21 protein-coding genes are annotated in these 20,705 nt (G+C 45.0%); 11 read left to right on the top strand and 10 right to left on the bottom strand.

What is annotated here, in order from left to right:
* The first annotated feature begins 55 nt into the window (after positions 1 to 55).
* From JI665_RS17225 to JI665_RS17245, 5 genes are all read left to right on the top strand, one after another.
* The gene (locus tag JI665_RS17225) at positions 56 to 787 is read left to right on the top strand and encodes a DUF1836 domain-containing protein (RefSeq protein ID WP_206841285.1); all 732 of its coding nucleotides are present in this window, start codon (positions 56 to 58) and stop codon (positions 785 to 787) included.
* 268 nt (positions 788 to 1,055) lie between these two features.
* Positions 1,056 to 1,400 carry a MerR family transcriptional regulator gene (locus JI665_RS17230; protein ID WP_206841290.1) on the top strand — a complete coding sequence of 115 codons (345 nt, stop codon included), beginning with the start codon at positions 1,056 to 1,058 and terminating at the stop codon, positions 1,398 to 1,400.
* A complete protein-coding gene (locus JI665_RS17235) occupies positions 1,397 to 1,852 on the top strand; it encodes an SRPBCC family protein (protein WP_206841293.1) in 456 nt (151 codons plus the stop codon). The genes JI665_RS17230 and JI665_RS17235 overlap by 4 nt, the downstream gene beginning before the upstream one ends.
* A gap of 116 nt (positions 1,853 to 1,968) precedes the next feature.
* A complete protein-coding gene (locus JI665_RS17240) occupies positions 1,969 to 2,850 on the top strand; it encodes an AraC family transcriptional regulator (protein WP_312886234.1) in 882 nt (293 codons plus the stop codon).
* Positions 2,851 to 2,873: 23 nt separating this feature from the next.
* Positions 2,874 to 3,266: a DUF1761 domain-containing protein gene (locus tag JI665_RS17245; protein ID WP_312886235.1), complete on the top strand. Its 393-nt coding sequence runs from the start codon at positions 2,874 to 2,876 to the stop codon at positions 3,264 to 3,266.
* 44 nt (positions 3,267 to 3,310) lie between these two features.
* Here JI665_RS17245 and JI665_RS17250 read toward each other — a convergent pair whose 3' ends face one another.
* A complete protein-coding gene (locus JI665_RS17250) occupies positions 3,311 to 4,648 on the bottom strand; it encodes an ABC transporter permease (RefSeq protein WP_206841313.1) in 1,338 nt (445 codons plus the stop codon).
* On the bottom strand, positions 4,645 to 5,334 hold the full coding sequence (locus JI665_RS17255) for an ABC transporter ATP-binding protein (RefSeq protein ID WP_206841318.1): 690 nt from the start codon (positions 5,332 to 5,334) through the stop codon (positions 4,645 to 4,647). Before JI665_RS17255 ends, JI665_RS17250 begins: the two co-directional genes overlap by 4 nt.
* A 206-nt stretch (positions 5,335 to 5,540) precedes the next feature.
* Here JI665_RS17255 and JI665_RS17260 point away from each other — a divergent pair, with 206 nt between their 5' ends.
* The gene (locus JI665_RS17260; protein ID WP_206841321.1) at positions 5,541 to 6,767 is read left to right on the top strand and encodes a DUF819 domain-containing protein; all 1,227 of its coding nucleotides are present in this window, start codon (positions 5,541 to 5,543) and stop codon (positions 6,765 to 6,767) included.
* A gap of 131 nt (positions 6,768 to 6,898) precedes the next feature.
* Here JI665_RS17260 and JI665_RS17265 read toward each other — a convergent pair whose 3' ends face one another.
* The gene (locus tag JI665_RS17265) at positions 6,899 to 7,417 is read right to left on the bottom strand and encodes a hypothetical protein (RefSeq protein WP_206841324.1); all 519 of its coding nucleotides are present in this window, start codon (positions 7,415 to 7,417) and stop codon (positions 6,899 to 6,901) included.
* A gap of 291 nt (positions 7,418 to 7,708) precedes the next feature.
* On the opposite strand from JI665_RS17265, the gene JI665_RS17270 reads away from it, so the two are divergent.
* Positions 7,709 to 9,016, top strand: coding sequence for a uracil/xanthine transporter (locus tag JI665_RS17270; RefSeq protein WP_206841327.1), 1,308 nt, complete (start codon positions 7,709 to 7,711; stop codon positions 9,014 to 9,016).
* A 25-nt stretch (positions 9,017 to 9,041) separates the two neighbouring features.
* On the opposite strand, the gene JI665_RS17275 is transcribed toward JI665_RS17270, so the two are convergent.
* The 3 genes from JI665_RS17275 to JI665_RS17285 form a co-directional block, all read right to left on the bottom strand.
* Positions 9,042 to 9,920 (bottom strand): aminoglycoside 6-adenylyltransferase, encoded by an 879-nt coding sequence (locus tag JI665_RS17275; protein WP_206841329.1) that lies wholly within the window; start codon positions 9,918 to 9,920, stop codon positions 9,042 to 9,044.
* Positions 9,921 to 10,405: 485 nt separating this feature from the next.
* The gene (locus tag JI665_RS17280; protein ID WP_206841332.1) at positions 10,406 to 11,890 is read right to left on the bottom strand and encodes a class I adenylate-forming enzyme family protein; all 1,485 of its coding nucleotides are present in this window, start codon (positions 11,888 to 11,890) and stop codon (positions 10,406 to 10,408) included.
* A gap of 30 nt (positions 11,891 to 11,920) precedes the next feature.
* Complete coding sequence (locus JI665_RS17285; protein ID WP_206841335.1) at positions 11,921 to 12,310, bottom strand: MerR family DNA-binding protein; 390 nt, start codon at positions 12,308 to 12,310, stop codon at positions 11,921 to 11,923.
* A gap of 93 nt (positions 12,311 to 12,403) precedes the next feature.
* Between JI665_RS17285 and JI665_RS17290 the strand changes: the two genes are divergently transcribed.
* Positions 12,404 to 14,017 (top strand): acyl-CoA dehydrogenase family protein, encoded by a 1,614-nt coding sequence (locus JI665_RS17290; protein WP_206841361.1) that lies wholly within the window; start codon positions 12,404 to 12,406, stop codon positions 14,015 to 14,017.
* A 159-nt stretch (positions 14,018 to 14,176) separates the two neighbouring features.
* Here JI665_RS17290 and JI665_RS17295 read toward each other — a convergent pair whose 3' ends face one another.
* Positions 14,177 to 14,431 (bottom strand): DUF3949 domain-containing protein, encoded by a 255-nt coding sequence (locus tag JI665_RS17295; RefSeq protein WP_206841363.1) that lies wholly within the window; start codon positions 14,429 to 14,431, stop codon positions 14,177 to 14,179.
* A gap of 144 nt (positions 14,432 to 14,575) precedes the next feature.
* On the opposite strand from JI665_RS17295, the gene JI665_RS17300 reads away from it, so the two are divergent.
* Complete coding sequence (locus JI665_RS17300) at positions 14,576 to 14,947, top strand: hypothetical protein (protein WP_206841367.1); 372 nt, start codon at positions 14,576 to 14,578, stop codon at positions 14,945 to 14,947.
* A gap of 100 nt (positions 14,948 to 15,047) precedes the next feature.
* Complete coding sequence (locus JI665_RS17305) at positions 15,048 to 15,809, top strand: MerR family transcriptional regulator (RefSeq protein ID WP_206841370.1); 762 nt, start codon at positions 15,048 to 15,050, stop codon at positions 15,807 to 15,809.
* Here JI665_RS17305 and JI665_RS17310 read toward each other — a convergent pair.
* Positions 15,784 to 16,002 (bottom strand): hypothetical protein, encoded by a 219-nt coding sequence (locus JI665_RS17310; RefSeq protein WP_206841374.1) that lies wholly within the window; start codon positions 16,000 to 16,002, stop codon positions 15,784 to 15,786. The genes JI665_RS17305 and JI665_RS17310 overlap by 26 nt on opposite strands.
* A gap of 242 nt (positions 16,003 to 16,244) precedes the next feature.
* Here JI665_RS17310 and JI665_RS17315 point away from each other — a divergent pair, with 242 nt between their 5' ends.
* Entirely contained in the window at positions 16,245 to 16,796 is a 552-nt protein-coding gene (locus tag JI665_RS17315; protein ID WP_206841389.1) for a CBO0543 family protein, read from the top strand.
* Here the strand turns inward: JI665_RS17315 and JI665_RS17320 are convergent.
* Positions 16,793 to 17,089: a hypothetical protein gene (locus JI665_RS17320; RefSeq protein WP_206841391.1), complete on the bottom strand. Its 297-nt coding sequence runs from the start codon at positions 17,087 to 17,089 to the stop codon at positions 16,793 to 16,795. The two genes, JI665_RS17315 and JI665_RS17320, sit on opposite strands and share 4 nt — an antisense overlap.
* 131 nt (positions 17,090 to 17,220) lie before the next feature.
* Positions 17,221 to 20,280, bottom strand: coding sequence for an efflux RND transporter permease subunit (locus JI665_RS17325; protein WP_206841395.1), 3,060 nt, complete (start codon positions 20,278 to 20,280; stop codon positions 17,221 to 17,223).
* Positions 20,281 to 20,705: the final 425 nt, after the last annotated feature.

Here is a 20,705-nt window from a genome sequence, read left to right on the forward strand (position 1 = left end):
TCATTGAAACCATTAGGATGAAAGCATCGAAAAGAGAACGCAGGGGCTGATTATATTGGAATTATTCCAGCTATCGAGGAAAAGCATGGCTGATTTCCTTCTGTCGCTGAAGGGGGAAGGAGGGCATTCGCCCAAACAAATCCTCCAGCAGGCATGGGCGGGTGCTCATGAAAAAAATGGAATGTCAACCGAAGCTTTTCTGGATACCAAAATGCCGGCTATATTCGAAAAATTGCTGCGTGCAGATCTGCAGAAAATCGGCTTTTCCCTCAATGAAATCGTCGCACTGGGAAACCAGATTGAATTTACCCATCTATCTTCGACTGCCGTGCAAAACTGGGTGAAGCGGGATGTGAAGGACCTGATTGGCAGTCCGCAGCTCGGCAAGAAATATTCGGCCGACCAGGCTGCTATGCTTTTTATCGTGGAGGATCTGAAAGCAACGCTTGATTTCGATTCGATCCGAAAAATTCTTGCTCTACTTTTTAATGATCTGGATGACCGCACAGACGATCTGATAGAGCCGATCCCTTTTTATTCTGCTTACGCGGCTATTTTTGAAAAAGCCCATCAGCACAATAGTGCCGGAAAAAGCATGCACGATCAGACAGAGCAATGCATCAAAAAAGAAGCATTGAAAACATTGGAGAGTTTTCAGGATTTTACTGATCAGCAGAAAGACATCGTCTCCAATATTCTTGTTACGGCATCATTGACGGTTTTATCGGCCTACTACAAGTCGCTGACAAAGAAATATGTAACGGCTACCTTATTTTTAAATGGGTAAGTCCGTAAAGCATCGCCAATAAGAGGCGATGTTTTTTTATGCCCATATTTACCAATCAGCATATATTGCGTGCCGTTGTGAACGGTACGGGAGATTTAACGATCGAAAAAGACCGCTTCCGTTTTAAGCCGTGCATTGAGATTTATGCTGAGCCCATAAACCCGGAGGCCTTAACGGACGATGCCGTTAAGGCTTTTTTCTTGTACACTGAAAATAAAGCATTGACCGTGTGGTGCACCCCACAGTTTAAGATAAATGGGAGGAAGCGATGTACAAGATTAGCGAGTTTGCGGAAATGACCGGGTTAACGAAGGAAACATTGCGATATTACGCAGAAGTGAAGCTGCTGGAGCCCGCTCTCATAGACTCAAAAAACAATTACCGGTATTACGATGACGGCAGCTACTTTTTGGCTATCCTGTTAATAAAACTAAGAAGATTAGGCTTCACCATTCAGGAAATGATTTCAGTGATGGAGGATGAATCATTCGCCAATCTTGAAGCATTGCTGCTGCAAAAAAGAAAGCTGATCGATAAGCAGATGGAGGAGCTTCAAGGTCAAATAGATGAAATCGATGCCTTTTTGGATTCGGGGAAGGAGGAAGAATTGTGATTCAATGGAAAGAAGAAATCATGATTGAAAGAAATATTGAAAAGGTCTGGATCTTGTTTTCCGACCAGCACATAAAGAAAATCATGCCCAAGGTCGAAGAGCACACCCTGATCGAAAAAAGGGAAGATGAAGCAGGGGCAAAGCACAGGCAAACCTACAGAGAAGGCAAGCGCCTGGAGACTTATATTGTCGAAACACTGGCTTATGAGAACTCAGAGGATAAAAAGCATAAGCAGATCCATTTTGTATTGGGAAAAGCCTTTGAAATTACACTTGCATTTACGCTGGTCAAAATAGATGACTCCCGCACCAGGTTTATTTATGAAGGGGAAAATAAAGGGGTAAACTTCGTTGGAAGGGCCATGCTGAAGCTTGGCGGCGATAAAAACAACCTGAAAGTGGTAGAGGAATTCCTGCAGAAGGTTCGCGAGGAAGCAATGAAGATGGAATAGCCTATGCTGACGCAGTCTCTAAAGGAGACTGCGTTTTCATTTAATTTTTCCTGCTTATGGCGATAAAGCTAATGTAAGATATAATCGATAGTATTATGAAAATAAGGGGCTACAAGGTGAATTCTTACGGAAAAGAACAGCAAAAACAAATCAATAAAGTGCTCGAATATATTGATGGCCATTTAAGTGAGCCGCTTCCGCTTGAAAAGCTTGTGGCAGTATCGACATATTCCGTTTATCATTTTCAGCGGACGTTTAAAGGAATTGCAGGTGAAACGCCTGCTGAGTATATCAAAAGGCTGCGCCTCGAGGATGCGGCCCACTATTTAATTTACGAACGCCATATTCCAATCACACAAGTTGCGATGATGTGCGGTTTTTCATCTTTATCCTATTTTACATACTCATTCCGGGAAAATTTTAAAAAGAAATCTAAACTTTATAGCAAGATTCAGATAGAAGGATCTCATTCAAACACCTATAATGATTTTAGATGGCTGGACCTGGCAAAAGTGAAGGCCATTGAGCTGCCGGCTTGCACAATCGTAAAGAGGCAAAGCATCGGCCCGTATACACAGGGGATTCCGGATGTGTGGGAAGAAATCTATCATTGGTCCAAATCGAGAGGGCTCCTGAATCTGAATACGATGATAGCAGGTGTCCCGAGGAATAATCCGTATATTACGCCTCCTGAAAAAAGCCGGTATGACTGCTGCATCGGGGTTGATGAAAGTGCGGTCATAGATCAGGATGACGAGCTTGTTTATCAATTTGCAGGCGGAAAGCATGTTGTTTATGAATTTGAAGAGCCTCTTCCTTACAGTGAAAGAAGCACGTTCATTGAATGCTACTCGGAGCTCTACAGCTATTGGCTTCCAAGAAGCGGATACAGATATCTCGGAAATCCGGTTGAATTCGTACAGCTGGATGAAGAATCAGGCTCACTTTCTCTTAATTGCCGAGTTAAAGCTATTGCGCTGGCCATCGAACCAAAATAGAAAAGGTGTGTGGAGAAGTAGTGGTGGATTGGAATTCAGTGAATATTTTAGCTGTCTTGATTGGCGGGGTTTTATATATGATGTATGGGGGAATCTACTATTCTTCATTATTGGGGAAGAAATCACGAAGCAATGAAATTAAGGACCACCAAAGTGAAGGCCCTCTTAAATATTTGATTTCTGTCATTATTGCGTTTATCAGTTCTTTTTTCATCGGTATCCTTGTACAATCGATTGAAATCGGAAGCTGGATAGAAGGTCTGGCACTGGGCTTTATGATCGGCCTCTTAATTTCCATGGTTTATCTGAAAAATAGGCTTTTCGGTTTGATGAGCCAAAAGGCATTTCTGATTGCCATTGGAGATCATCTTATTATTTTCACCCTTCTGGGTGCCTTACATGGGGTATTAAATTAACATCGCCGGTTTCAGCCGGCGATGTTTCTTTCAGTTAAAGTGCTTTATACTTCCCGCCTCATCGCTTTAAGCACATCCACCTGTGTCGCGCGCTTGGCCGGACGCCAGCCGGAGAAGATGGTGACAGTCAGGCAAATCGACACACTGATCAGAGTAAGGGACCATGGAATGTAAGAAAGCATAAGGCCCTCAGGCGGAGCTTCCTCAAATACTCTTTCCAGCACGAGCGGAAGTGCCAGGTTGACCGCATAGCTGATTCCATAAGCAACAATCGTGCCAATCAGGGCACCAAGCAGTCCGATATAGCTGCTTTCAAGGACAAAGATCCGCTTAATCGTCTTCGGATGGGCGCCGATCGCTTTCATGATGCCGATATCGGGGGCGCGCTCCGTAACGGCCATCGTCATTGTATTATAAATGCCGATGGAAGCAATGATTAAAGCGATGGTTCCGATGAAGAGAAGGCCGATTTTTAGAATCGTAAAAACCATATTAATCTGCTTCATCTCGTTTACGATGGAATAAACCATATAATTGCCGTCTTTCAATTTGTCATTGATACCTGTGACAGCCTCGACATCTTTAGCGTAAAGGCTGACTCTATCGTATATTCGGCCGGTATCCTCGGAAGCTCCTTCCACTTGCTCGGGACTGCCGCCAGGTGTGCCGGTGAAAGCTTCGACTTCTTTAAAGGTGTCTTCAGAAATGAAGACCGTGCGGATCTGCATCCATTCTTTAGAAGGCTTTTTTGTGACCCCGGTTATGGTCAGGGGAATGGACTTTTTGATTTCCTTGCCATCCTCCATTTTGATAATTTCCATTTCAATCGTCTTTCCGACTAACTCACCCTTGTAGGCGTATTCTTCCTTTATCGTTCCATCCTCATTAAAGGCATTCTCTCCTTCTTTCGGCTCTAGAGACAGACCATCCGCAAAGGAGGAGCCAACCACTACTTCATTTCCTTTTTCCGGGAGTCTTCCTTCAGAAAGCTCGAATCCTGCTTTCACTTCTTCAGGGAAATAGGCCGAAACGGCTTCTGATTGAGCGGTATAATCCTCTGTTTTAAAGATCGGGCTTTGTTGCAGAGATTGCCTGCGGGTGACTGCTTTTACCCCGGTGATTTCTTGAAAATGCTGGATATCTTCATCTTTGATGCCCTGAAAATTTCCTTCGCCCGCTTCCTTGCCGTGAACCTGAACTTCCGTCACAAGGCTGTCTTCCATTACATCCTGGATGATCGATTTATGGAGGCCGAATCCGACTGATGCCAGTACAATCAGAAAGGTACATCCAATTGCTGTGGCTAATATCGTCATAAACAGCCTTGTTTTATTCTTTTTCATATTTTGCCTTACAAATCGGAATTGATCTTTTAAATTCATGCCAATACACCCTCCATAACCCTTCCATCTGTGATTTCAATTGTCTTATGGCCGATGGCTGCCACTTTTTCGTCGTGCGTAATAATCAGGAACGTAATGCCCAGATCACGGTTCAGCTCTTGAATGAACTGGAGCAGCTCGTTTTCTGTTTCGCTGTCCAGGCTGCCAGTCGGTTCATCAGCAAGAATGAGGGGAGGATTCACGACAAGCGCCCGGGCGATGCTGACACGCTGCTGCTGTCCGCCGGAAAGCTCACTTGGATAATGATCCTTATATTCAATGAGTCCTACACGCTTTAACGTCTCTTCCGTCTTCTGCTGTCTTTCCTTTTCGGGCATCCCCTTGAGAATGAGAGGGAGCTCGACATTCTGGTAAGCCGTCATGCTCGGAATCAGCTGAAAGCTCTGGAAAATGAATCCGAGATTCGCCAGGCGGAAATCAGCGAATTTTCCTTCGTTATAATCACTGACCTTCTCGCCATGAATCCAGACCTCACCATGCTTCGGCTTAATGAAACCGCTGATGATATTCAAAAGCGTCGACTTCCCGGATCCGCTCCTGCCCACAATTGTGACAATCTCGCCTTTCTCCACTGAAAAAGAAACACCCTCCAATACCGGAATAACCGTCTTCTTTTCTTTTTTGCCAATCTCAAACGCATGGCTTAATTCTCTAACTTCTATCACGCAATAACCTTCCTTCTAAAAAAGTGTCTGCCATCTAGACGTACGAAAGGGCACTTTCGGCTTCAAAAAATAATAAAATAATTTTTGGTGACAGGTACCACCCGAATTTTGTCGAATCATTTTTTGTGGGTTTGAATATTTTGAATTTTAAAAGAGATAGAGCTACTATGAGTAATAGTGACACTGTAAAAAAGGAGGAAATGCTATTGGAGCAGACACTTATTAAAGCTGATGATTATGTAACATTATGGGGAAGTATTGTGGTGTGGGCCTCGGCAAGCATCTATCTGGAGCAGCGTTACAGCTGGGCAGCAAAAATTTCAGGGGCGATTGTTGCCCTGATTGGCGCCATTATTCTATCCAATACCGGCATTATTCCAACTGCATCGCCAGTATATGATGCAGTCTGGACTTTTATCATTCCGCTTGCGATCCCATTGCTTCTTTTTCATGTGAAGATTAAAAAAATCTGGCAGGAAAGCGGCCGGCTGCTGATTATCTTTCTGATCAGCTCCATTGGAACAGTGGCAGGGGTGATCATCAGTTTCTTTTTACTGAAAGATCATATACCTGTCCTTGATAAACTAGGCGCGATGCTCAGCGCATCCTATATTGGCGGCGGGGTAAATTTCGCGGCCATGGCGGCAAAATTCGAGACGCCTGGAGAAATGGTTTCCGCCGCAGTTGTCGCCGATAATTTAATGATGGCCATTTACTTCGTAGTTCTTATGATGGTACCGGCCATTGGCTTTTTCCGGCGCCGTTTTAAAACGCCGCATGTTGACCAGGTGGAAAACGGAAGTATAGGAGAAGAGGGGAAGACACTTGCCGAGAGCTTTTGGAAGCGAAAGGACATCTCTTTAAAGGATATCGCGTTATCCGTCGGAACAGCCTTTTTGCTTGTGATTGTTTCGTTTAAAATCGCTGAATTCCTGGACGCAGCCATTCCTTCCGGGGATGACGTTTCTTTCTTTATCAATCTCGTAAATGGGCTGTTTGGAGACAAGTATTTGATGCTGACTACTCTGACGTTCCTGGGTTTGGCTATGTTTCCGAGATACTTCGAGTCTATTAACGGAAGCCAGGAAATCGGCACATTCCTGATTTACCTGTTCTTTGTCGTGATCGGCATCCCGGCATCGATCCCGCTGATTATCGAAAATGCCCCGCTTCTGCTGGTGTTTGTGTTCATTATAGTCGCAGTGAACCTGACTGTATCTTTAACAGCAGGCAAACTACTAAAATATGACCTCGAGGAAATTCTTTTGGCCAGCAATGCCAATGTCGGCGGCCCGACCACCGCTGCAGCCATGGCCATCGCCAAAGGCTGGAAGGATTTGATCGGACCGATACTTGTTGTCGGAACGCTGGGCTATATTATCGGCAACTACGTCGGAACCGCGCTCGGACTGTGGTTTTCGGGGTTTATGTAAAAATGGAGGAGGGCCCGCAAAACTTATTGCGGGTTTTTATGCTGAATTAAACATTGGGATTTGGGAAGCAGGGATGTTGAATCATGATTTGAGAAGAGGGATGTGAAATATATTACTAAAAAGATAAATGATTAATTCTGAATAAAATTTCCGTAATCAATAACTGTGAGGATCTGTTCTTTGGAGAATGCCAAATTTGCCTTCTTAAAGTCATTCGGTATTATCCCGTGGCTTATAAATTTATTATGCAGCTGCAGGATTTGATTATTAAATCGGTTATTATCAGGTACTTTATTAGGGATTTTTTTCATTATAATCCAGCCATTTCCGTATTGTATGACTGGGCAAAGATGTTTTTTTATGTCAGGAGGACTATGAGTGAAAATTTCACATTCAGTTTTATTACACTTAAGGCCAAGATCTGAAAGGGCAACCTTTAACACATAATTTTTCCCCATATCATAGACAATTCTGGTATATCCTTTTCCCAGAAATCTATACCGTAACCGCAAAGTCCTTTTTGCCATAGTGACCTTTGAATAATTCCCCTTATTTTCCCATTTTTTCATGCTTGATATCCAGAAATTAATAGAATGAAGTTCGCTGGGAGTCAGGAGATTTGGATTAGCAGTATTTTTCCTTGGAGACATAATTTCCACATCCATTCCCATACAATTTTTACACGATATTATATTTAAATAGGGATTAGTTTGTCCGTACTTATAACTATCTTTTTGTAAAAAAGAATTCCAGCCCGCGGCTTATTTATCTATCCCTTTTTAGATATATCGGTCATTTGATCGGCCAGGGCTCCAGCTCCCTCTCCTCCAAATTCCACCTTTCTTCAAGAAAAATCCAAAGAAATTTTTCACGATTTGTACTATAATAATAGCTGGTTTATTTTTTAGAGTAACGAAATAATAGAAAGCGGTGTTGATACCTTGGATAAACGGTTTGGTACCGTAACAATATTTTCTTCAGTTCAATGGCTATTTTTTATTTTTGCAAATACAGTGATGGTCCCGATCTCGGTTGGAACAGTGTTTGGGCTGCCGGGAGAAACGATTGCGATGATGCTGAGAACCTCGCTTATCTTTACGGGATTGGCGACCATTTTTCAAGGCTGGAAAGGACATCGCTATCCGCTCATGGAAGGCCATTCCGGCTTGCTGTGGGGAGTCATCTTAAACCTTGGCCTGTCGGCGTCGTCCCTTGGAATGAGCTATTCGGAAATCGGGGGAGGAATTGCGACAGGTGTACTCCTGGCATCTGCTGTCACGCTCATTCTCGCAGCCTTCAACGGCATCTCTCTGCTAAAATCGATATTCAGCCTGATGGTGATGTCCGTTTACCTGTTCCTATTAACCTTCCAGCTGATTTTCATCTTTTTCAAAGGCATGATGAAGGTCAGTGAACATGGCACCATTGATGTTCCCATCTCCCTTTATTCCTTTGCACTTGTTATTTTTGTGAGTCTATTAAAATTAAAAGGGAACGCCGTCATCAGCAATTTTTCTATTTTAATTGGGTTGCTGGCAGGCTGGATCGGCTATGATCTCCTGTTTGCAGGTGAAGCGGTGCAGGGGGGAGCGTCCGGAGATGTGAGCTTTACACTTTTTCCGCTGGGACAGCCTAACCTTGAAATCGGTATTGTGGCAGTCACCTTTTTTGCCAGTCTGATGAATCTGAGCAATACAGTCGCTTCGATCAGCTCCAGTGACCGTCTATTTAAAAAAGATTCCGGGAAGCGCGAGTACCGCGGATCGATTTTTATCACCGCAGTATTTACGGTGATTGGAAGCGGGTTTGGCCTGGTGCCATATACGCCATTTACCTCATCGATCGGATTCCTTCAGAGTACGCGAATATTGATGAGAACACCATTCTTCATTGGCGGCGCGCTGTTGACGGTCATTGGCCTGATTCCGCACCTGGGTTCATGGCTGGCCGGCATGCCGGTAACAGTCGGGAACGCCGTGCTGTTTGTCGCGTACCTGCAGCTGTTCGGGACTGCTTTCAACAGCTTAAGCGGAAAAGTGTTCAACTCAGACACAATCTTCCGTTTAGCCGCACCCGTCCTGATCGGCATCAGCTTGATGAATACACCCGCTGCGGTGTTCGCAGAATTGCCGGTTTTGATTCAGCCATTCTTATCCAACGGGCTTCTAATGGGCGTCCTGATCTCCATTCTTCTTGAGAAAATGGTGAACTGGTCTGCGTTCGAACAGCTGGAATTGAAGAATAACTAGAAAAATCCCCTGTGAAGGGGATTTTTTAATAGATGGATGATACATCGGCAGGCAGGCTGCGGACATGCTTTAAAAATGCAGTTACATGCTTATCATCTTCATATGGGTACTCGAAGCCCAGCTTTTCTGCGACCTTGACTGCCGCTTTTCTGAAAAGGGAGCACATGGTAAAAAGGGCTTCCCATATGTGATTAAAATCGGCGTTTGAATAGGTGGATTCGAACTCCTCCCATACCTCGGCAGGAAGAAAATTGGGCAGATACTTGCCGGCTTTGCCAGCGCTCTTTGTAAAATCGGCTGCGATGCCGGCCTTCCATTCGAGCATTGTAATCAGCACATTGCGGTTGATCTGCTCATGCATAAACATCGCGTAAGTCAGCTCCCTGCGCCAAAGCCCTTTGCTGATATTCATTGTGATCCACCAAAATTCATTGCAGAGATCCGCAAACTCCTGAGCATCCGGCTCCTTAATGAGATAATCCCGGTCACTGGCTGGCGGCATGTATCCAATCAGCCCATCCTTATCAAGAAGCAGCACACTCAGACTATCGGGCTCCAGCAGCTCCTCTATCTTTTCAGCTGGAATCAACGTCAGATCAATCCGGTTCCCGTCTATAAACTGCATCAAATAGGGGAAGCGGCCATGGCCGTCAGCAGGCGGCAGCACCTTCTCCTCCGGCATCTGCATCATAACCCGCTCACCAAATACATCCACCCAGCTATGATCATAGGTAAAGGACTCCATTTTCCTAACTATGTACACAATATCGTAATCCTGAAAAATATCCTTCCTCACATTCGGATTCGCGCGCGAGCCATTCAGAATAACCGCGCGCACCCGCACATCCTCACGGGCTGTTGATAAAATCAGATTCATCATATCGGTTTCGGTTCTTGACTTCATAGGGCCTCCTGGATTGTTTGGTCGTACTATTAAGATACTTTTTTTAGGGGAGAATTCCTGCTATTTTCATTATAAACCCGAAAAAAGCAACTGAGCGGGAGGGAGGGGGTTCAGTATTTCTGATTGTTATTAATTTGGATTAACTCCCATATTTCATGGTGCATCTCTCATATGGTCGCTAATGATTTGGATTAGCTCCCATTTTTCTTGATGGATCTCTCATATGGTCGTTAATGATTTGGATTAACTCCCATATTTCTTGATGAATCTCCCTTTTCGTCGTTATTCATTGAGATTAAATAATTGGCACCAGATTCAGACAAATAGTTGCCATGAAGCTCTCATGAAGCCGAAAAAGAACCAGAGTCAAGAAAAATAGTCGCCATGAAGCCATTTAAACTATCAGAGCCAGCAACCTGCTGCCATAAAATTTCCATACACAAAAAAGAATCAGGCACCTTCCAAGTACCTGATCCCCCATCCAATTAAGCATGCACCAATTTCACTTGCTGCTTCAAAATCTTCCCGCTCGCATTCCGCGGCAGTTCATCCACAAATGAGTAAATACGCGGACATTTAAACTCAGCAAGGTGTTCAGCAGCAAATGCACGCAATTCCTCTTCAGAAGCATCTCCCTTCAGCACGACGACAGCTTTGACGGTCTCACCCCATTCTTCATGCGGCACACCGACCACACAGGATTCCAAAACAGCTTCATGCTTCGCGAGTACTTCTTCGATTTCACGCGGATAAATGTTGACGCCGCCCGAAATGATGACATCCTTTTTACGGTCCACAATATAAAAGTAGCCATCCCTATCCCGATAAGCAATGTCCCCGGTATAGAGCCAGCCATCCTTCATCGCCGCGTTCGTTTCTTCCGGGTTATTGTCATATCCCAGCATGATGCTGTCGCCAGTCAGAAGAATCTCGCCGTATTCATTAGGGTCTGTATCTGTGCCATCCGGCCGGACCACCCGGATTTCCATATTAACCGTCGGATTTTTGCCGATGCTTCCGGCCTTTTCCAGATGTTCATCCGGATATAATAAAATTCCATTCGGTCCCGCTTCCGTCAGACCGTAAACCTGATAGAAGTTTTCGTTTTGAAATGCTTTTTTTACATGATGATAGGAGGCAAGTGCCAGCGGACCACCGCCATATGCAAAAACACGCATGCTGGATAAATCATAAGTAGGCAAATCCGGATCCTTGGCCGCAAGCAAATAGGCAACCGGAGCCGCAAATGAGAAGGTCGTCTTTTCCTCCTGAATCCAGTTCAAGAAGCCTTTAGGCGTAAAGTCCCCGATCACATGGGTTGCGCCGCAATAAAACCCGCTCATGAAGAAAGTATTCAATGGAGCAGAGTGGGAGAGCGGCATCAGGGTAAGCATGGAGTCTTTATGCGACAAGCTGAAATTAACTGAAACTGCCGAGGCGATTGCCAAAATGCGTTCATGGTTAAACACCACTCCTTTTGGCGTCCCGGTTGTTCCGGATGTAAAAAGAATCTCGCAGATATCCAGCGAATCAATCGGCACATCGAGATTCCCGTCAGAAAAATGAGCAGAAGCCTCTGCCGCATTCTGAATCGAAAAATAGAAATTCAAATTCTCTTTTAACGAATTCACCGTTTCAGCAAGCTCATTCTCATACAGAACCCCAGCAGCATTCGCATTTTGAAAAATAGCCCCCAGTTCCTTCGGTATCAAACGGATATTCATCGGCATCGGAATGGCGCCGATTTTCATGCAGGCAAAAAAAGCAAAAAAGAAGTGCTCATTATTGCGCGACATCACCGCCACACAATCGCCGCGCCGGACTCCTTCTTCCTGAAGATATCGTGCCAGCCTGTTGCATGTGCGGTTCATGTCACCATATGTCAGGCGGTTTGACGCCGTAATAAAGGCGTCCTTTTCAGGAAACTTCCTTGCGTTTCTTTCCAATACTCCGTGAATCGTTGCTCCCACTTCAATCAGCCCCTTTTAATAAGAATAATTTTATGTTTTCACCCGGCTGTTTTCATATTTTTCTTTGTAAGTCAGAATGTCTTCCCGCAGCATTTGCAGCTGTATGATCTGCTCCTCGATTTCCTTTAGCTTGCTGTCAGCGAATGCAATAATCCTGCTTTTTTCCGCTTCACCTTCCGGATTTGATTCATAGAGACCAATCATCTCCTTGATTTCCTGGAGGCTGAAGCCGAGCTTTTTTCCGCGCAGAATCATCTTCAGGCGCCGCCGCTCCCGATTCGTATAGCTGCGCTGCTTGGTCAGGCTGTCCCGATTTTCTGATGTCAGCATGCCAATTTCCTCGTAATAGCGGATTGTTCTTGAGCTGATATCAAACATCGTGGCAAGCTCACTGATGGTAAAAACCTTTTCCTCTGTCATTTATGTATCCTCCTAGTTGACGTTAACGTTAGCTTAGTTTTATAATAATTCTGAAAATTATATTCTGTCAATTAAAAAAGGAGTGATTTTTCCATGAATATTACTTCCCGGGACGTGCAGACAAGAGGAAAGAATACGTACTCATTTGATGAGTTTTTAGAGAAGCGCAGCGATCTGGATTGGTATAAGGATGATCCATTTTTGCAAAAAGCCCTGAAGAAATATGCAGACCTACAATACGAGCAGATACATAAAGAGCTTTTGGATTTTTCTCCTGCTGTTTCTTCCAAATGGAACACCCTTGCAGAAAGAGCGGCAAGGCCGGAAGTCCGCCCATATATGCTTCATTTTGATGCCTTCAATCACCGCATTGACCGTGTCGTCCGTCCAATGGAAACGCATCAGCTGGAAAAAGAAGTGTTCGGTGCAGGGCTTTTTTCCAGCCAAATGACATCCTGGGAAAGTTTCGCAAAGCGCATGCTGATTCATCAGCTGGGGGAGGCAGGTGTCGCCTGTCCGCTGACTTGTACGATTGGATTAATTGCACTCCTTGAACAATATCCGAATGAAGATATCCCAGAGCTGGAGCAAATTTTACAGCATACAAAAGAGGGGCTGGACGGGGACTTTGCAATCGGTGCCCAATTCATGACGGAGATTCAGGGCGGTTCCGATTTGCCTGCCAATGTGCTTGAGGCCGTTTCAGAAGGAAAAAACTATCGGCTGTACGGCAATAAATTTTTCTGTTCGGTTGCCCATGCCGACTATTCGGTAGTCACCGCGAAAATTTCCGGCACTGATAAAGTGTCGACATTCATTGTTCCGTCATGGCTTCCAGGGGATAAGGAAAAGGAGGTACGCAATGGCTATGAAATCAACCGCATCAAGTGGAAAATGGGCACGGCCGAGCTGCCGACAGGAGAGTTCCAGTATAATGGGGCGCTGGCTTATCCGGTTGGACCGGCAGGAAAAGGGGTGGCAGTGGCAGTCGGCATAGTCCTGACATTATCGCGGCTTGAAATCGGAATTGCCTGCGCAGGATTCATGCTCCGTGCTGCCCGGGAAGCCAGTCTCTATGGTGATTTCCGGTCCGTTTTTGGCAAGAAGGTAAAAGATTATCCGCTATCTGCAAGAACGCTGAAAAAAATTGAAAACACCGCACAGCGTACCGCGGCAGGCGCTTTTAAAATCTATGACCTGTTTCTGCGCCTGAATCAGCCACTGAATGCAGGGATTCCGGTAGATCAGCCGCTTGAACAGAGAAAACAGCTGTTTAACCTGAGGGAGCTTGTGCTGCTGCAGAAAATCTGTGCAACGTATGAAGGAGCAGAGGTCCTGCGCGATGCCATATCTGTCTTTGCCGGCCATGGCGTCATGGAGGAATTCTCCTCACTGCCGCGCATATTCCGGGATGTTGCCGTCAATGAACAGTGGGAAGGCCCGCGCAATCTGCTGCTGACGCAAATTTACCGCGATATTCAGAGAGTGGCAAACTGGTATCCGCCAGCTGATTTTGTGGCGAACGTTCTGGAAGGTGCTTCTCAGGAAACGATTGCTGGATTTTCAGAGCAGCTGACTGATCTTCTGCAGCGTCCGGTGTGCGGGGAAGTCAGCGAAGCCTCCATGGAAGCGGCTGAAGAGTGGGATGTGTTCTGCGATTCCTTTTTTAAAGCATATCAGACGATTGCGCTGGAAGAATTGCAGTAAAAAAAGATGCCTGGCGGAAGCCCGCCAGGCTATTTTAGTAACTTAATCGGGAAAATTTACAAATGTCCGCGAAATTTTTAATATAACTGCGAAAAAATAAATATATCCTCGAAATGCTCGATATAACCGCGAAATCTAAATATCTTATCCGAGAAACGGTCAATGCTTAATCCGATAGATAACCGATGCCAGGAAATTAGCCAGAAAAAAGACCGGGTTTCCCTGGATGTTCTCATGCACAACCAGTTCGCCTGCTCCCATATTGTCGTACATCTCTCCCTGCGTTTTTCCCTTCGCTTTATTTTTGGCTTCTTCCTTTTTTAAAGTGGTCAAAAAGCGGTATTGCGTTGGCAGGATTAGGAGAGAAAGCAATACATACAGGCCGAGAATTCCCCAAAAAATGTTTAAAAGCATCAAGTCCCCTCCCAGGAATATTAATTCCATTTTACACCAAATTCTTCGTGTTTGTATTTTAGAACATATGTTCTTTGTCTATGCATAAATCCGCCGCTTCCAAAATAAGATGAAATATCATCCATGAAAAGAGGCGATCCATACATGATTACAAAAGAGATGCTGGTCCGGTTTGATGAGCTGAACCGCAGGAAAAAGGATTTGGAAGCCGAGCTCGATAAACTCAAAGACATGTTCCACCAGTATTTCGATACAGCGTTGGGACAGAATGAAAAAGGGGAAGTGAGGATTGAAGGCTACCGGTTGCAGAGGCAGATTAGAAGAATGGAAAAGTTTGATCCGGAAGCAACGGTGAAAAGACTGGAAGAATTGAACTTGCCGGAGTTAATTTTAAAAAGACCGGATGAAAGTAAAATAAAATCGGCACTGGACCTTCAATTATTAAAGGAAGCGGACCTGGATGGATGCAGAATTTCAAAGACGACCGCCGCTCTCCTGATTAAAAAGATGGATTAATCATTTTTTTATAAAAAGTGTTTGACCTTCACGCTGCGTAAAGGTGTATCGTAAGAAACAGAAAGTACTTTCTAAAACTTTTCGAAGAGAGGATCATCGCATGGAATACACAGTCCAGAAGCTCGCTCAGCTGGCTGGGGTCAGCTCGAGGACCCTCAGGTATTATGATGAAATTGGCATTCTTAAGCCGGCAAGAGCCAATTCGTCAGGATACAGGATCTATGGCCAGCAGGAAGTTGACAGACTGCAGCAGATTCTGTTTTACAGAGAACTTGGCGTCAGCCTTGAACAAATTAAGGAAATTATCACAGCACCCGCTTTCGATGCTGCAGATGCACTGAAGGAGCACCGCGAGAAACTCCTTGAGAAAAGAAAACAGCTCGATCTGCTTATTACGAATGTAGAAAAAACCATAGCGTCAGCAGAAGGAGGAACGACCATGTCAGACAAAGAGAAGTTTGAAGGATTCAAAAAGAAAATGATTGAAGATAATGAGGAACAATATGGAAAAGAGATCCGTGAGAAGTATGGCGATGAGACGGTTGATAAGTCCAATGCTAAACTAATGAACATGACCCAGGAGGAGCATGAGGCCGTAACCAAACTGTCCGAAGAAGTGAACAGTACTTTAGCACAAGCCATGGAAACAGGCAATCCGGCAGGCGAGCTTGCACAAAAAGCGGCTGATCTGCACAAGCAGTGGATCACATTCTATTGGAGTGAATACAGCAAAGAGGCCCACGCCGGCCTGGCGGAAATGTATGTGGCAGATGAAAGGTTTAAAGCCTATTATGAAAAAATTCGTCCAGGTGCAGCTGAGTTTTTAAGAGATGCGATTAGCATCTATACTGGACAGCAATAGAAACGAAAGCGGCTGGCTCTGCCAGCTGCTTTTTTTTGTGAAAACTGTATGCTGCGCTGCTGCCGGTTATTGTGTTGTTTTGGTTTATAATTGTGTTGTTCTTTATTTTGATTATGCCGTCCGCCATGTTAATTGCATCGATATCACCAGAAATTGCGCTGCCATACCAGATATGCGCCGCTGCATCCAACAAATGCGCCCACCCGCATCATGATTGCGCGTTAAATGCGTCCACATCACTAGTAATTGCGCCATCACGCCAGATATGCGCCGTTTCAATCACCTATCCCCACCATATTGCGCCCATAGTAGAATATCTGCACCTACCCCGCAAACCCGCCAATATTTCATTAAAACCATCGGCTTACTGTATGTAACTACTTCCATGGGGAAAGATGAGTATGAAGATACCAACTCGGGTGGACAGGTGATAAAATGAGCCGCATTCCTTCTTATAAAGATGAGCAAAACATTAGAGAAAAGCTAAGAGATGTTTCTCTTGAGCATTGGCTGAAGGAGGATTTATTCAGCTTTAACTGGTGGGTGCTGCTGGCTGCGAGCATTTTGCCGTTTTTTATTTGGTGGAGGCTGGTGGATAAGGGGCGGTTCTTTGAAATACTTGCTTTTGGGCTGCTCTGTGCGATCTTCGCCTGTTTTCTTGATGTTGTGGGAGTGAACTTTCTTTTGTGGGGTTATCCGGATAAGCTGCTGCATTTTATTCCGCCATTATTGCCTGCAGATTTTGTGGTGATCCCCATATCGGGCATGCTGATTTATCAGTACTTCAGTACGTGGAAAAGCTATGCCTTTGCAGCCGTAGGCCTTGGAATCATGTTTGCTTATATCTTTGAACCGTTATTCAGCTTTTTGAATATGTTTGTCCTTATCAATTGGACTCACACCTCTTCCTTCATCTGTTTTATCCTCTTTTTTCTTGGTGTCCGACTTTTAATGCTGTCCTTAAAGCGCGCGGTTGAAAAAAATTAATAAGCGGTCAGCAAAGCTGGCCGCTGTTTTACTGGATTAATAGTCGCAGCTATGGAAACATTTTTTACAGCAGCAGAAATGCTTGTGTTCAAATGAGCACTTCTTGCAAGAGCAATGATGAAATTTATGCTCATCAGAGCATTTTTTGCAGGAACATCTTTTATGCTCATCAGAGCATTTTGTACATGAACAGTGAGGTTTAAAATCGCTGGTGCATTTCTTGCAGCCGTGATGTTCATGTTTGTCTTTCTTTTTGCAGCAGACTTTCTTCTTGTAATAATATTCTTCAACACAAAATTGGCACATGGGATTCACTCCTTTCTCCTACTAATATATGAGGGAAAAAACAGAAGGAGAGAGCCCTTGTCCATAGTGCTTGAAAATCCGCAAAAGCCCCCTCAGTATTTGAGGGGGCGAAAATATGTTAATTAACGGTCTCCGGAATCACTTTAACATCACTGCTTTTCTTTTTCTGCCTTTTCTTCAGCCAGCCAAAGCGGAGACTGGACGTGGTGAACAAGCGGTAAACCGCCGGGATCAGCAGCAGCGTGATAAAGGTCGCAAACAGCAGGCCTGAAATAATGACCGTTGCCATCGGCGCCTGGTAGTTGCCCGAAGTTCCCGATGCCAGAGCAAGGGGAAGCATTCCGCCAACCGTTGTCAGAGTGGTCATGAATATCGGCCGGATCCGGTTTTTGCCTGCTTCCAGAAGTGCATCCTCAACCGAGAAGCCTTCCAGGCGGAGCTGATTCGTACGGTCGATCAGCAGGATGGCGTTATTGAGCACAATCCCAATCAGCATCACAATTCCCATTCCTGACATTACGCTAAGCTCCATCTGCGTCAGGAACAAACCGAGAATGACGCCGACGATGGTCATCGGTATAACAGACATGACGATCAGCGGGTGGCCAAGGTGGTTAAATTGGACAGCCATCACAAGGTATACAAGGAAAATCGCAATCGCTAAAACAAACACCATATCCATGATTAATTCCTGCTGCTGTTCAATATCTCCGGCAGCTGCCACACTATAGCCAGCAGGGGCTTCAAAATCATTGATCAGCTTTTGGACATCCCGGTTCACGGCACCTAGGTCCTTGCCTTCAATATCAGCTGAAATGGAGATGAAGCGCTCCCCGTCATGATGGGGAATTTCATTTGGTGTATCTACACTCTTCAATTCAATGAAGGAAGATAATGCTTTCTCGCCCTGGGCAGTTGGAACCTTTAAATTCAGCAGATCTGACTTGGAATCTGTTTTCTCAGCCCATTTCAAGGCAAGCGGCACATTTTCTTCGTTCATGGCCATTTCCCCGACAGGCATTTCCATGAATGCCTGCTCAATAAACTGCCTGATTTGCAGCTGGGTTAAGCCTGCCTTTTCAATCGCTTCTTCATTTAAAACAACAACCTGTTCCTCTGATGTGCGCTCCATCGAGTTGGTCACACCGACGATGCCGTCAATCATTTCGAGCTCCTCTGTAAAATCTCCGGTAAGCTTCTGCAGATCTGCAAAATCTTCGCCCATAATATTAACTTGGACCGGTGATCCCCCGCCAGCCGACATCGCACTCTGGACATTTTCAACCGGGAGGGTATCAGACAGGCTGCGAAGTTCTTTCATAATGTCTTCATTGACATCTTTTTGCTCTCTTGTAATGTCATCGCCCTTTGTCATATTAATGATCGTATAGAACATGCCGCCGCTGTCCATGACATAATTTGACTCTACATCTTCAATCGATTGCAGTTTCTGATTGATTCCTTGAGCGATGTCTTCTTTATCTTCAATGGAAATACCCGTTTCGAGGTCAACCATCAGCTCTGTGTAACGGTTAAACATATCGGGCATAATCGTCATCGGAATTTTCGTCACAAGTGTTAATGAACCGGCAAACATCAGGAAGAAAATCGCTATAACCGCAAAACTGTACCGCTTTTTCCGGATGGTCCAGGCCACAATATGGCTATAGAGGCGCATAATCGGCCCTTCTTTGCGCTCCTTCTTCGGCTTGCGGAGCATCAGCATTTTTTCCGAAAGAGATGGAATCAAAGTAAACGAGACGACAACCGAACTGATGAGTGTAATGGCTACAACAGCAGACAGCATGATCATGAATGTGCCCACATCACCGCCTATCAGGCCAATGGGCAGGAATACAACAATGGTTGTCAGCATCGAAGCAATAACTGCTGATGAAACCTCTTTCGTACCTTCCAAAACGGACTCCAGCCTGCCAAGTCCCTGTTCCTTCTTTCGATAGATGGATTCAATGATAACAATCGAAGAATCCACCATCATCCCGATCCCCAGACCGAGCCCAATCAGTGTCAGGATATTAAAGCTGTAATCAAAAACCCACATCGCCGTAAACGTCAGCAGGATGGAAGTTGGGATCGACAGGCCGATGATAAAGGTGGCCCTTACATTCCTTAAAAAGATCAGCAGAATTGCAATGGCAATGACGCCGCCAGTTAAAATGTTGCCGGTCACGCCATCAATGGATTCCTGCACATAATCTGCCTGTGCCACCATTTCGTTCAGTTCAAAGCCTTTTACAAGTCCGTCTTCGCGGATGTTTTTCACTTCATCGCGAACCGCGGCTGCCATTTCAATTTGCGTGGCATCTGCAGCACGGCCAACCTGGACAAAAATGAAATCCTTCGTTCCATTTTTCCAGACGAATGATGAGCTTTCGATCGGCTGAAATTGAACATCTGCAACATCTTTCAGATCGGCAAACCCGTTTTGTGAGGGGATTTTAATATTCTGTACATCCTCCACATTTTCAAGCTTCGTATTCCAGCGGAGGGAAGGAGAGCTGTCATCACTGCTGAGTTCTCCCAGTGTGGCTTCGCTGTTAACCTGCTGAATCGCACCGATCACAGCGGCGGCATCCAGCCCTTTTTCAGCCAATTTGCTGCGGTCCATTTCAATGATTACCTCATGCTCCTGAACCCCTGCAAGCGATACGTCGCGGACTTCCGGCAATGCCTCCAGGCGCGGTTCAAGAACCTTTTTGGCAAAAGCGGTCATCTCCTCCATGCTGCCGCCTGATACATCCATATAGAATTCAAAGCTTTGCGTGGTCCCATACTGGCCCGAAGTGACATCCGTGATCGCGGCATTTTCCCCTTTAGCGGCGGTCGCAGCGGTTTCTACTACTTTAAATAGATCGTCGCCCCGGCCCTGTTCAAATGTAACTTGAAGTGAGCTCCGTCCGATCGCCGATGTGGAGTCAACCGATTCCACTCCCTCAATCCCCCTGATTTGCTGCTCCAAGGGGTTGGTGATCGATCGCTCCACTTCAATAGCTGCCATTTCACCGGCACTGATTTCCACATAAGCGCCATCCATCGTTACCGGAGGCATCAGCTCTTTATCCAATTCGATAATGGAAAAGCTGCCTATGGCCAAAATCAGCACCGTCATAAGGGCAACCAGAATCTTTCTCTGCACAATCATTTTTAATAATTTCATAAACATTCTCCTAACTCCCTAATAGTGAAAATTTGCACCCAAGATCTAATTATACAGAGGAAAATAGGTATTAATAACTACTACTTCTTTAATTTTCCAATAATTCGTCCGACCTAATTCGCCAAAATATGATCTTGTTTGCAGGAAAAACTTAACAATTATTACAGATACTATCTTAACCGGGAATAACGAGAGTCATAACGAGCCAGAGACATATCTTGGCATCGGACTTAAGGCTGAGAAGAAGGGGGACGGGGATTAAATACGAAAATGTGGAGCGAAGGGAGAAAATGGTAGTTAATCGTCCATATTAACAACGAAAATTTAGAGATAAATAGAAACAGCAGTTAACCGTCCAGCAAACAAAAAACCTCATCCATTGCCTATAAACCTCCCAAAATGACAATCCCAATCAATGTGTTATA

Source organism: Bacillus sp. NTK034 (genome assembly GCF_017303275.1).
Taxonomy (GTDB): Bacteria; Bacillota; Bacilli; order Bacillales; family Cytobacillaceae; genus Cytobacillus.

What these genes read in the sequence shown, in the direction of transcription:
- JI665_RS17230 (WP_206841290.1), top strand. Translation starts at nt 1,056, where the DNA reads ATGTACAAGATTAGCGAGTTTGCGGAAATGACCGGGTTAACGAAGGAA.
- JI665_RS17250 (WP_206841313.1), bottom strand. Translation starts at nt 4,648, where the DNA reads ATGAATTTAAAAGATCAATTCCGATTTGTAAGGCAAAATATGAAAAAG.
- JI665_RS17265 (WP_206841324.1), bottom strand. Translation starts at nt 7,417, where the DNA reads ATGTCTCCAAGGAAAAATACTGCTAATCCAAATCTCCTGACTCCCAGC.
- JI665_RS17275 (WP_206841329.1), bottom strand. Translation starts at nt 9,920, where the DNA reads ATGAAGTCAAGAACCGAAACCGATATGATGAATCTGATTTTATCAACA.
- JI665_RS17285 (WP_206841335.1), bottom strand. Translation starts at nt 12,310, where the DNA reads ATGACAGAGGAAAAGGTTTTTACCATCAGTGAGCTTGCCACGATGTTT.
- JI665_RS17290 (WP_206841361.1), top strand. Translation starts at nt 12,404, where the DNA reads ATGAATATTACTTCCCGGGACGTGCAGACAAGAGGAAAGAATACGTAC.
- JI665_RS17295 (WP_206841363.1), bottom strand. Translation starts at nt 14,431, where the DNA reads ATGCTTTTAAACATTTTTTGGGGAATTCTCGGCCTGTATGTATTGCTT.
- JI665_RS17300 (WP_206841367.1), top strand. Translation starts at nt 14,576, where the DNA reads ATGATTACAAAAGAGATGCTGGTCCGGTTTGATGAGCTGAACCGCAGG.
- JI665_RS17305 (WP_206841370.1), top strand. Translation starts at nt 15,048, where the DNA reads ATGGAATACACAGTCCAGAAGCTCGCTCAGCTGGCTGGGGTCAGCTCG.
- JI665_RS17315 (WP_206841389.1), top strand. Translation starts at nt 16,245, where the DNA reads ATGAGCCGCATTCCTTCTTATAAAGATGAGCAAAACATTAGAGAAAAG.
- JI665_RS17325 (WP_206841395.1), bottom strand. Translation starts at nt 20,280, where the DNA reads ATGAAATTATTAAAAATGATTGTGCAGAGAAAGATTCTGGTTGCCCTT.